This window comes from Methylorubrum zatmanii (assembly GCF_014845115.1).
GTDB classification, from domain to species: domain Bacteria; phylum Pseudomonadota; class Alphaproteobacteria; order Rhizobiales; family Beijerinckiaceae; genus Methylobacterium; species Methylobacterium zatmanii.
Genome location: NZ_NKUI01000155.1, coordinates 1 through 10,904, shown reverse-complemented (window position 1 = coordinate 10,904; position 10,904 = coordinate 1). Strand labels below are relative to the sequence as shown.

Sequence of the window (10,904 nt, the reverse complement as noted above, 5' to 3'; positions counted from 1 at the left end):
CCGGCCTCGTCGCCGGCCTGCCGGCCCTGCGTCTGCGCGGCTTCTACCTCGCGGTGTCGACGCTCGCGGTGCAGTTCTTCGTCGCCTGGGCCCTGAACCGCTTCGGCTGGTTCTCCAACGACAGTCCGTCCGGGGTCATCAACGCGCCCCGCCTCGTCGTGGCCGGCCTGTCCTTCGAGGATGCGCGCGGGCGCTACATGTTCTCGCTCACCGTCGTGGCGCTCCTCACCCTCGTCGTCTGGCGCTTGGTGCGCTCACCCACCGGCCGCGATCTCGTGACGATCCGCGACCACGAGACCGCCGCACGGGTGGTCGGGGTGAAGATCGCCCGGACCAAACTTCTGGCCTTCGCCCTCTCCTCCTTCGTGGTCGGGGTGGCGGGCGTGCTCTGGGCCTTCGCCTATCTGCGTACCGTCGAGCCGGCCGGGTTCAATCTCGACCGTTCGTTCCAGATCCTCTTCATCGTCATCATCGGCGGCCTCGGCACCCTGCGCGGCGCCTTCCTCGGCGCGGGCTTCATCGTGGTGCTGCCCCTGCTGCTGTCGCGCCTCGGCGCGACACTCCTCGGCGACGGCTTCGATTCCGGCACCCTCGAAATGGTCCAGCGCATCGTGCTCGGCGCCCTGATCGTCGCCGTGCTGATCCGCGAGCCCGCCGGCCTCGCCGCCCTCCTCGACCGGGCCGGTCGGCGCCTCGCCCGCAGGCCCGCCTGACCCTCACTCCGCTCCAACCCGAAGGACGACCATGAGCCTCAAGTCCCGCAGCCGCGCCGCCCTGTTGGCCGGCGCCGCCCTCTTCGTCTCTGCCGGCCCCCTCGCCGACGCGGCCCGCGCCGACGAGCAGCACTTCCCGCTCCAGAGCTACCGCGTCGGTCCCTACGCCGCCGGCGGCACCGGCTTCTTCGGCGGCTTCATCGATTATCTCAACCTCATCAATACCCGCGACGGCGGCGTGAACGGGGTGAAGCTGACCTGGAGCGAGGGCGAGACCCAGTACGAGGTCGAGCGCGGCGTCGAGGTCTACGAGCGGCTCAAATCGCGGCCCGGAATCGCCGCCTGGAACCCGCTCTCGGTGGGCATCGCCTACGCGATGATCGACCGCATCACCGCCGACAAGGTGCCGCTGATCACCATCAACCACGGCCGCACCGATTCCACCGACGGGCGCGTCTTCCCCTACGTCTTCCCGCTGCTGCTCAACCCCTACAGCGAGACCAGCGGCATCGTCGAATATCTGGCCACCCGCGAGGGCGGGCTCGACAAGCTCAAGGGCAAGACCGTCGCCGTGCTCTATCACGGCTCGCCCTACGGCAAGGAGACGATCCCGATCTACGAGCTGCTCGCCAAGAAGTACGGCTTCAAGGTCGAGCAGATCGAGGTGCCCCATCCCGGCAACGAGCAGCAATCGCAGTGGCTCGCCATCCGCCGCCTGCGGCCGGATTACGTGGTGCTGCGCGGCTGGGGCGTGATGAACCCGGTGGCGCTCAAGACCGCGCAGAAGACCGGCTTCCCGGCCGACCGCATCGTCGGCAATGTCTGGTCGAACTCGGAGGAGGACGTGATCCCGGCGGGCGAGGCCGCCAAGGGCTACGTCGCCATCACCACGCAGGCTTCGGGCAGCGAGTATCCGGTGATCCAGGAGGTGGTGCGCAACGTCTACGACAAGGGTGCCGGCAACCTCGCCGACAAGAAGCGCATCGGCAGCGTCTACCACAATCTCGGCGTGCTCAACGGCATCCTCAACGTCGAGGCGGTGCGCATCGCGCAGGACCGCTTCGGCAAGCGCACGCTGACGGGCGACGAGGTGCGCTGGGGCTTCGAGCATCTGCGTCTCGACGAGGCCCGCGTGGCCGAGCTGGGCGCCAAGGGCCTGTTCCACTCGATCAATGTCACCTGCGCCAACCACGAGGGCGAGGGCCGCGTCACCTTCCAGCAATGGGACGGGGGGAAGTGGAAGGTGGTCTCCGACTGGATCAAGCCCGACTGGGCGAGCCTGCGCCCGATCATCGAGGCGTCCTCCTCCAGCTATGCCAAGGAGCATGGCATCACCCCGCGCGATTGCGCCGCCGAGGAGCGGGCCGGCGGCAGCGAGAAGCGCGCCTCGGCGGACGCCCGGTGACCCTGTCCACAGAGGCCGCCCCGGATGCCGCCCTCCTGCGCGTCGAAGCGCTGGAGGTGGTCTATGGCGGAGCCGTCCGCGCCCTCGTCGGCGCGGACCTCACCGTGCGCGAGGGCGAGGTCGTCGCCCTCGTCGGCGCCAACGGCGCCGGCAAGACCACCCTGCTGAGGGCGCTCTCCAATCTCCTGCCGGCGATGCGCGGGCAGGTCAGCGCCGGCCGCGTCACCTATGCGGGGCTCGACGTCGCGCGCACCCGCACGGATGTGCTCGTCCGCAGCGGACTTGTCGGCGTGCTGGAGGGCCGCCACTGCTTCGGTGGCTTGAGCGTCGAGGAAAACCTCATTGCGGGCGGCCTCGGGCGCGGTTCGAGCCGGGCCGACCTGCGGACCGACCTCGACCGCGTCTACGCCCTGTTTCCGCGGCTCGCCGCCAAGCGCGGCAACCCCGCCGGATTGCTGTCCGGCGGCGAGCAGCAGATGGCGGCGATCGGCCGGGCCCTGATGGGACGACCACGGCTTCTCATCCTCGACGAGCCGTCCATGGGGCTGGCGCCGAAGGTGGTCGAGGACATCTACCGGATCCTCGTCGGCCTCAACCGCGACCAGGGCCTGACTCTGCTGGTGGCCGAGCAGAACGTGCGCCTCGCCCTGCGCCACGCCCACCGGGCCGTGGTGCTGGAGAACGGCCGCAGCGTGCTGAGCGGCCGCGCCGCCGAGCTGCGCGAGCGCGACGACGTCAAGGCGTCCTATCTCGGGGCAGCCCAGGCCCCGCGCACCGCCGAACTCAGCCCGGCCTGACGGCGGGACGCTCGACGCACCGCATCATCTGCATTTCCAGAAGGATCCGATAACGATCATTGGAGATCGCCATATCAGGGCACATCTCTGAGGCAGTTTCTTAGTCCTCGGCCCCTACTGTCGAGCGAGTAGATCAAGCTCTCGCCGCGCCGATTTTTCCGCGCAACCCGGGAGCGGGGTCGGTCACGAACATGGGTGGGGCAGACCGATGAAGGCGATATGCGCCGCAGCCTTGATGCTCGTCACGGCAACCGGAGCGTCGGCAAAGGACACCTATTCCGACTACAGGGACTATCTTCTGGATTCGGCCCCGCGCGCCAAGGCGGGCTCAAAGAAATACCATAACAGCAAATCCTTCCTCGACGAGCATCTCGCAACCGTCAGAAGAGGGGATTGCGATGTGGTGAAGCCGGGCAATCATCTGACCGGCGGATACAGGACCGGTTCGGGGGGCTGGGTGCTCCCGAGCTACACCACCCATCCCGGCGTCGCCCCCTCGAATGGGCCCGGACCTTCTTACATGCCCGGCGGCGCCTCGCGGGGTTGGAACGAAACCAATCCCTTCGCCGGCGGCCTCGGCACCCGCCGCTGACCGGGGCAGCCGCGCCCTCAAACTGAGGGCGCGGCGTCCGCTTCGCCGCCGAAATGCTTCGACAGCTTCAGGCCCTGCGCCTGATAGTTCGAGCCGGCACCGGTGCCGTAGAGGGTCGCCGGCCGTTCCAGCATCCGCTCGTAGACGAGGCGACCGACGATCTGGCCGTCCTCCAGCAGGAACGGCACGTCGCGGGAGCGCACTTCCAGCACGGCGCGGGCCCCTGCCCCGCCGGCCTCGCTCAGGCCGAAGCCGGGATCGAAGAAGCCGGCGTAATGCACGCGGAACTCGCCGACGAGGGGATCGAACGGCACCATCTCCGCCGCGTGATCGGCGGGCACCCGCACGGCTTCCTTGGACGCCAGGATGTAGAACTGACCGGGGTCGAGGATCAGCGTGCGGCTGCCATCGGCCGGCAGCGGCTCCCAGAAATCGCGGGTGCGGTGGCCGCGCGGCCGGTCCACGTCGATCAACCCGGTATGGCGTTTGCCCCGGTAGCCGATCAGCCCGTCGAAGCCCGCCAGATCGACCGAGACCGGGACGCCGCCCTGAAGCGAGACGGCGGCGGCATCGACGAGGGGGTCGCGGGCATGGAGCGCGGCGAGGTCGGCCTCCTTCAGCCGCGGGTCGCCCTGCCGGAAACGGATCTGTGACAGCCGCGATCCGGTCCGCACCCGCACCGGGAAGGTGCGCGGCGAAATCTCGGCGTAGAGCGGTCCGCGATAACCCGTCTCGATCTGATCGAAGGCGCTGGCGCGGTCGGTGATGACGCGGGTGAACACGTCGATGCGCCCGGTCGAGCTTTTCGGGTTGGCGCTGGCGCTCAGGCTCTCGGGCAGGGCCAGGGCTTCCTGAAGCTCGGCGATGTAGACGCAGCCCGTCTCCAGCACGGCGCTGCGGGTCAGGTCGATCTCGTGCAGCGAGAATGCCTCGACGCAGGCCGCGACCGAGCGCCCGCTGCCGGGCAGGAAGCTCGTGCGCACCCGGTAGGCGCGGGCGCCGAGCCGCAGATCGAGGCTGGCCGGCTGGATCTGGTCGGGCGCGTAGGCGGAGGCGGGTCGGATCGCCCCCCGCTCGGTCAGCGCCGCGATGGCCTGCGCCGGCAGGATGCCGCCGGATGTCGCCGGCCTGTCGTCATTCATGGTCTCGTCCCCTCAGCCTTCGCCTCGGCCTCCGCGCGCGCGGCCGCATCGATCACGATCACCATCCGCGCGAGCGCGATCCGGGCGAGTGCCCCCATGGCCACGAGGCCAGCGAGCGCGCAGGCGAGCAAGGGGAACAAATCAGGCCGCAGACCCGCGCCCACAGCCATGATCGCTCCGCCGATCCAGGTCGCGTTCCCGAGCGCCAGCATCGGTGAGGGCAGGCCGCGGAACTCCGTCTCCACACCGGTCCGCTGCCGCACCGCCCGCGCCGCGATCCGGGCGGCGGCGTCGAGGACGAGCGCGAGGACGAGAGCCAGGGCGGGCCAGCGGTTCGGGACCGGGTCCCGCCACGCGAACAGGAGGGCCGGCGCCAGCGTCAGGACGGCGCCGAGGGCGGTGCCCGGAAGGAGCGGTAGGCGGCCGGACGGCGATCCCCGCAGGGCGCTCCGATGCGAGGCGTTCGGCACGTCTTCTCCGCCTTCCCCTCGCCCCACGATACCGCGCATGATCCCGCGATTGACGAGGTTTCGGGGGCCACGTACCACGACGCGACGCAGATGTCGCGTCGCGGCCTGCGCGCCGTCCACGGAGATGCTTTCACGCGATGTACAAGGCCGAGACGCGCGGCATCACGGTGACGGTGGAGCCCCGCTTCGTCGAGGAGGAATCCTCGCCGGGGGAGAGCCGCTACTTCTTTGCCTACACCGTCGAGATCGTGAACAACGGCAGCGAGCAGGTGCAGCTGCGCTCGCGCCACTGGCGGATCATCGACGGGCGCGGCACCTGCCAGGAGGTGCGCGGCGCCGGCGTGGTCGGCAAGCAGCCGGTTCTGGAGCCCGGAGAGTCGTTCAGCTACACCAGCGGTTGCCCGCTCACCACGCCGGACGGGCTGATGGCCGGCAGCTACACGATGGCAACGGTCGGCGGCGAGAGTTTCGAGGCGGAGATCCCGGCCTTCTCCCTCGACTCGCCGCATATGCGCCGCGTCGTCCATTGACGGTCCCGGCAGGCGGCTCCCGCTTCACGCCGCTGGAACTGCTGGAGCACCTCGTCGCCTTCGACACCGAGAGTTCGAAATCGAACCTCGCGCTCATCGATTTCGTCGCCGATTATCTCGACGGCTGGGGCGTGCCGCATGTGCGCGTGCCGAACGCGGCGGGCGACAAGGCCGCCCTGTTCGCCACCCTCGGCCCTCCGACCGATGGCGGCGTGGTGCTCTCGGGCCATACCGACGTGGTGCCGGTGACGGGGCAGGCCTGGACGACCGACCCGTTCCGCCTGCGCGTCGCCGATGGCCGCGCCTATGGCCGCGGCGCCGTCGACATGAAGGGCTTCGATGCCCTGGCGCTGGCCCTGGTGCCCGAGGCGCTGCGGGCCGGGCTCAAGCGCCCGATCCACATCCTGCTCTCCTACGACGAGGAGACCACCTGTCTCGGCGTGCTCGATACCCTGGCCCGGCTCGGCATCGACCTGCCCCGGCCGGGGGCGGTGATCGTCGGCGAGCCGACCGGGCTGCAGGTGGCGGACGCGCACAAGAGCGTCGTCACCTACGACACCACCGTGCACGGCCACGAGGCGCACTCCTCCAAGCCGGGGCTCGGCGCCAACGCGGTGATGGCGGCAGCCGACCTGATCGCCGACCTGAACCGCATCGCCGATGCGATGATCGCCCGCGGCGACGCCTCCGGCCGGTTCGACCCGCCGCACACCTCGGTGCATGTCGGCGTGATCCGGGGCGGCACCGCCCGCAACATCCTGCCGAAGCTCTGCACCTTCCAGTGGGAGTTCCGGGGCCTGCCCGATCTCGACATGGCCGAGATCCCGGCCCTGTTCGCGGCGTCCTGCGAGCGGGTGGCTCGGGAGCGGCTCAACCGCTACGGCGCATTCGGGCGGATCGAGACGGTCGAGGAGGTCTCGGTGCCGGGCCTCGCCCCCGATCCCGGCTCGGAGGCGGAGCGGCTCGCCCTGCGGCTCGCCGGGCGCAACGCCACGATCACCGTCCCCTACGCCACGGAGGCCGGGCGCTTCCAGCGGGCCGGCCTTCCCACCGTCGTCTGCGGGCCAGGCTCGATCGATCAGGCGCACCAGCCGGACGAATTCATCACCCTGGACGAGCTGGCTCGGGGCGAGGCCTTCCTGCGCCGTCTGGTCGAGGCCTGCACGGACTGACACGCGCCCCATGATCGTCCGCCCGCGGCCCGGCCTGCTCACCATCCTGTTCGCCCTGCGCGGCTCGATCCTGCCGAAGGTGGCGCCGCAGGTGATCGCCATCGCCGCCCTCGCCTGCCTCGTGGTGGCGTTGGAGCAGCGGCATGCGGCGTGGTTTCCGGTCACCGCCGGGATCGGCCCCTTCACCCTGGTCGGCCTGGCGCTGTCGATCTTCCTGAGCTTCCGCAACGGCGCCTGCTACGACCGCTGGTGGGAGGCGCGCCGGGCCTGGGGCAGCCTGATCGTCGAGATGCGCGGCCTCGCCCGGCTGATGTCGAGCCTGCTGCCCGAGCCGGAGCACGAAGCCCTGCGCCGCCGTGCCCTGCGCCGGGCCGCCGGCTTCGCCCACGCGCTGCATGCCCGGCTGCGCGGCCTCGACGAGGCCGGTGCCGCCGCGCCGTGGTTGCCGGCGGAGGAGGCGGCCTCCCTGCCGGCACGGCCGAACCCGGCGGACGCGGTGCTGACACATCTGACCCGGGATCTCGCGGGCGCGCTCCGGGCCGGCACACTCAGCGACATCCTGTTCGCAACGCTGGAGCACAAGGTCGCGAGCCTCTCCGCGATCCAGGCGACCTGCGAGCGCATTCACGGCACGCCGCTGCCCTTCGCCTATACCCTGCTCCTCTACCGCACGGCCTGGCTCTACTGCCTGCTGCTGCCGTTCGGGCTCGCCGGCTCGCTCGGCTGGTCGACCCCGATCGTCGCCGCGCTCGTGGCCTACGCCTTCTTCGGCCTCGACGCGCTGGGCGACGAGCTGGAAGAGCCGTTCGGCACCGATGCCAACGACCTGCCCCTCGACGCCCTGCTGCACACGGTCGATGCCGCGATCCTCGACGCGCTCGGTGAGGCGGGGCCGGAGGCGCCGAAGGCCGAACGCTTCATGCTGCGCTAGGATCAGGTTTCGACGCGGGGCTGGTCATTGATGTCCGGCGCGACCTGGCCGAAATTGAGCACCGAGACCAGCGTCACGCCGCCGACCACGTTGCCGATCAGCGTCGGCACGAAGAAGCCGGTGAAATACGTTGCGACGTCGATCTGTCCGATGGCGACGAGGTAGAACGCATCCACCGAGCCGGCGACGATGTGGGCAAGGCCGCACATCGAGACGAGCGAGGTCATCAGCAGGATGATGAACGGCGCCGCCGAGCCGGTGGCCGGCAGGATCCAGACCATCAGCGCGATCAGCCAGCCCGCGAACACCGCCTTGATGACGGTGGTCCAGAACGGGTCCTCGATGGTGTGGTGGCTGATCTCGGCGAAGGCCGCCCGCACCTCCGGCTTGAAGGCGTCGGTATGGGCCAGCACCGTGGCGATCAGCAGGGTCGCCAGGATGTTGGCGACGAGCACGATGGCCCAGAGCCGCGCCACGCGCAGGAGCGCCGCGCCGGTCCTTTCAGTCAACAGCGGCAGGATCGGTGTCACGGTGTTCTCGGTGAAGAGCTGCTGGCGCCCGAGCACCACGATGAGGAAGCCGATCGAGTAACCCGCGCTCATGACGAGTTCGGCCCAGGGCTCATGCGGCAGATGCCCCTTCAGCACGCCGGGCACGATCAGCGAGAAGCCCATGGTCAGCCCGGCGGCGAAGGCCGAGAGCGAGAGGGCCAGCGCGGTGCGCTGCATCTCCTCCTCCCCCTCGCGCCGGATGATCTCATGCAGGATCAGCGCGTCCGGGCGATGCGCCTTCTCGACCTGCGCGTCGTCCTTCTCCTTGGTGTGAGCACCGTGGGTGCGGTGGTCCTCGGACATGCAGGCCCTCGACGGTCGACTCGTCGCAGGGCAACGTACGGTGCCGCTTGCACGCTCCCTCAGCGCGGAAATTTGTTGCGCAGCCCCGAGGCGAACCGCGCGGGAACGCAGAGCCTCGTTCCAAAACCGGTGGCCGGACCACAGAGACCCGGGCCGTCGCCACCTCCGGCACGGCCGGCCGCACGTGCCCTTCCCATCGAACGTCACTCACGGATGGCAAACCGGGATCGGCCCGACTGTGGATACGGGCCGGCAGTCACCGAGGCGTCATGCCGACATCCTAAGGCCGCGGAGGCCAACTTTCCTTCGAGACACCCTCCATGTCAGACGCGGTCCTGGCTCCAGCGCGGCCCCTCGACACATCGTCCCATAAAGGACGACCCAAGCTCGAACCCACGATCCATCCGGGCGGCGTCATCGCCTTCCTGCTCGTGCTCGCCGCCGGGATCGGCTACGCCGCCTTCAACCTTCATTCCGACATCAGCGCCGTGAACGAGGCGCCGCTGGCCCTCGGCGCCTTCGCCCTGCTGGCCCTCGCGCTGCTGATCGCCCTGGGCTTCGAGTTCGTGAACGGCTTCCACGACACCGCCAATGCGGTCGCCACCGTGATCTACACCCACTCGATGCCGCCGCTCGTCGCGGTGATCTGGTCGGGCGCCTTCAACTTCCTCGGCGTGATGCTGTCCTCCGGCGCGGTGGCCTACGCCATCGTCACCCTGCTGCCCGTGGAGCTGATCCTTCAAGTCGGCTCGGGCGCCGGCTACGCCATGATCTTCGCCCTGCTCCTGGCCGCCATCATCTGGAACCTGGGCACCTGGGCCTTCGGTCTGCCGAACTCGTCCTCGCACGCGCTGATCGGCTCGGTGCTCGGCGTCGGCCTCGCCAACCAGCTCATGGGCTCCCACGAGGGCACCTCGGGCGTGGACTGGAACCAGGCTTTCGGCGTGTTCAAGGCGCTCGCCTTCAGCCCGATCTGCGGCTTCGTGCTCGCCGCCCTGCTGCTGCTCGCCCTCAAATTCACGGTGCGCCGGAAGGATCTCTACGAGGCGCCCAAGGGCGAGACGCCGCCCCCGCTCTGGATCCGCGGCCTGCTGATCCTGACCTGCACGCTCGTCTCCTTCTTCCACGGCGGCAATGACGGCCAGAAGGGCATGGGCCTGATCATGCTGATCCTGATCGGCGCCGCGCCGACCGCCTATGCCCTCAACCGGACGATGACGGAGGCCGAGACCCCCGCCTTCGTGCAATCGTCGCGGGCGGCAGGCGCCGTGTTCGCGGACCACGCCGCCGGGGCGGCGCAGCCCGATGCGGCGCAGGCGCGGAAGACGGTCGGCGACGCGCTGAAGGCCAAGGACCTCGACAAGCCCGAGGTGTTCGGAGCGCTGGGCGCCCTCTCGACGGATATCGCCCGGTCGGTCGAGAATTACGGCGCCCTGCGGCTGGTGCCGGCGGCCGCGACGCCGAACCTGCGCAACGACATGTATCTCGCCTCCGACGCGATCCGGCTCCTGCCGAAATCCGGTGCGAGCTTCTCGAAGGAAGAGGCCGAGACCCTGAAGGGCTATACCGACCTCCTCAATGCCGGCACCCGCTACATCCCGGACTGGGTGAAGGTCTGCGTGGCCCTGGCGCTGGGTCTCGGCACCATGGTCGGCTGGAAGCGGATCGTCGTCACCGTGGGCGAGAAGATCGGCAAGACCCACCTCACCTACGCCCAGGGCGCCTCGGCCGAGATGGTCGCCGCCGGGACCATCGGCCTCGCCGAGGTCTACGGCCTGCCGGTCTCGACCACCCACATCCTGTCCTCGGGTGTGGCCGGCACGATGGCGGCCAACGGCTCCGGCCTGCAACTGGCCACCGTGCGCAACATGGCTTTGGCCTGGATCACCACCCTGCCGGCGGCGATCCTCATCGCCGGGACGCTGTTCTTCCTCCTGCGCCACGTGTTCTGAGGCGGAGCGCCGGCCCGCCTCCCCGCGAGGCGGGCCAACGGCTTGCGGAAAGCCGGAAGCCACCCTTCGAGGGTGAAGAAACGGAGCCGTTCCCGACCGCGTTGGGGACGGATCACGTCTCTCGGTTCTCGTTGTGACGCATTCGCTCTCGACGAGCCGGTACCCTCCTCGTCGGAAGGCGCCTTAAGACCGCAGCGTTGCCAGAAGCGCGTCCACCTCCGCCCGGGCGGCGGCCACGGCCGCCCCGTCCCGGCCGCGCACGACGATGCGATTGCGGAACCCCTCCGGCGTCATCGACGGATAGGACCCGATCGAAACCGCTCCATGCGCCGCCGCGATCGCGGCG

At 69.9% G+C, this 10,904-nt stretch carries 11 protein-coding genes and 1 pseudogene; 8 read left to right on the top strand and 4 right to left on the bottom strand.

Features of this window, described 5'->3' with window-relative positions; genetic code table 11:
- The 4 genes from MZTS_RS18480 to MZTS_RS18465 all read left to right on the top strand — a co-directional run.
- On the top strand, positions 1–713 hold a 713-nt coding region (locus tag MZTS_RS18480; RefSeq protein ID WP_192284960.1), incomplete at its 5' end, for a branched-chain amino acid ABC transporter permease.
- A 31-nt stretch (positions 714–744) separates the two neighbouring features.
- The gene (locus MZTS_RS18475) at positions 745–2,118 is read left to right on the top strand and encodes an ABC transporter substrate-binding protein (protein WP_192284959.1); all 1,374 of its coding nucleotides are present in this window, start codon (positions 745–747) and stop codon (positions 2,116–2,118) included.
- Positions 2,115–2,915: an ABC transporter ATP-binding protein gene (locus MZTS_RS18470; protein WP_009864416.1), complete on the top strand. Its 801-nt coding sequence runs from the start codon at positions 2,115–2,117 to the stop codon at positions 2,913–2,915. The genes MZTS_RS18475 and MZTS_RS18470 overlap by 4 nt, the downstream gene beginning before the upstream one ends.
- Before the next feature lie 232 nt (positions 2,916–3,147).
- Positions 3,148–3,507 (top strand): hypothetical protein, encoded by a 360-nt coding sequence (locus MZTS_RS18465; RefSeq protein ID WP_192284958.1) that lies wholly within the window; start codon positions 3,148–3,150, stop codon positions 3,505–3,507.
- A gap of 17 nt (positions 3,508–3,524) precedes the next feature.
- On the opposite strand, the gene MZTS_RS18460 is transcribed toward MZTS_RS18465, so the two are convergent.
- Together MZTS_RS18460 and MZTS_RS18455 are read right to left on the bottom strand one after the other, a co-directional pair.
- Positions 3,525–4,649, bottom strand: coding sequence for a 2'-deoxycytidine 5'-triphosphate deaminase (locus MZTS_RS18460; RefSeq protein ID WP_192284957.1), 1,125 nt, complete (start codon positions 4,647–4,649; stop codon positions 3,525–3,527).
- Positions 4,646–5,119 (bottom strand): hypothetical protein, encoded by a 474-nt coding sequence (locus MZTS_RS18455; RefSeq protein ID WP_192284956.1) that lies wholly within the window; start codon positions 5,117–5,119, stop codon positions 4,646–4,648. The genes MZTS_RS18460 and MZTS_RS18455 overlap by 4 nt, the downstream gene beginning before the upstream one ends.
- A 137-nt stretch (positions 5,120–5,256) precedes the next feature.
- On the opposite strand from MZTS_RS18455, the gene apaG reads away from it, so the two are divergent.
- The 3 genes from apaG to MZTS_RS18440 are packed head-to-tail and all read left to right on the top strand — an operon-like array spanning position 5,257 to position 7,752.
- The gene (gene apaG / locus MZTS_RS18450) at positions 5,257–5,649 is read left to right on the top strand and encodes a Co2+/Mg2+ efflux protein ApaG (RefSeq protein WP_009867092.1); all 393 of its coding nucleotides are present in this window, start codon (positions 5,257–5,259) and stop codon (positions 5,647–5,649) included.
- The gene (gene argE, locus MZTS_RS18445; protein ID WP_192284955.1) at positions 5,646–6,821 is read left to right on the top strand and encodes an acetylornithine deacetylase; all 1,176 of its coding nucleotides are present in this window, start codon (positions 5,646–5,648) and stop codon (positions 6,819–6,821) included. Before apaG ends, argE begins: the two co-directional genes overlap by 4 nt.
- A gap of 10 nt (positions 6,822–6,831) precedes the next feature.
- Positions 6,832–7,752: a bestrophin family protein gene (locus tag MZTS_RS18440; RefSeq protein ID WP_192284954.1), complete on the top strand. Its 921-nt coding sequence runs from the start codon at positions 6,832–6,834 to the stop codon at positions 7,750–7,752.
- Positions 7,753–7,754: 2 nt separating this feature from the next.
- Here MZTS_RS18440 and MZTS_RS18435 read toward each other — a convergent pair whose 3' ends face one another.
- Positions 7,755–8,606 (bottom strand): formate/nitrite transporter family protein, encoded by an 852-nt coding sequence (locus tag MZTS_RS18435; RefSeq protein WP_009867095.1) that lies wholly within the window; start codon positions 8,604–8,606, stop codon positions 7,755–7,757.
- Positions 8,607–8,926: 320 nt separating this feature from the next.
- Between MZTS_RS18435 and MZTS_RS18430 the strand changes: the two genes are divergently transcribed.
- The gene (locus MZTS_RS18430; protein ID WP_192284953.1) at positions 8,927–10,558 is read left to right on the top strand and encodes an inorganic phosphate transporter; all 1,632 of its coding nucleotides are present in this window, start codon (positions 8,927–8,929) and stop codon (positions 10,556–10,558) included.
- 183 nt (positions 10,559–10,741) lie between these two features.
- Here the strand turns inward: MZTS_RS18430 and MZTS_RS25315 are convergent.
- Positions 10,742–10,904, bottom strand: a pseudogene (locus MZTS_RS25315) (competence/damage-inducible protein A); the annotation flags it as partial.

Coding starts and splice junctions, on each gene's coding strand:
- MZTS_RS18435 (WP_009867095.1), bottom strand. CDS start 8,606: ATGTCCGAGGACCACCGCACCCACGGTGCTCACACCAAGGAGAAGGAC.
- MZTS_RS18460 (WP_192284957.1), bottom strand. CDS start 4,649: ATGAATGACGACAGGCCGGCGACATCCGGCGGCATCCTGCCGGCGCAG.
- apaG (WP_009867092.1), top strand. CDS start 5,257: ATGTACAAGGCCGAGACGCGCGGCATCACGGTGACGGTGGAGCCCCGC.
- MZTS_RS18440 (WP_192284954.1), top strand. CDS start 6,832: ATGATCGTCCGCCCGCGGCCCGGCCTGCTCACCATCCTGTTCGCCCTG.
- MZTS_RS18430 (WP_192284953.1), top strand. CDS start 8,927: ATGTCAGACGCGGTCCTGGCTCCAGCGCGGCCCCTCGACACATCGTCC.
- MZTS_RS18475 (WP_192284959.1), top strand. CDS start 745: ATGAGCCTCAAGTCCCGCAGCCGCGCCGCCCTGTTGGCCGGCGCCGCC.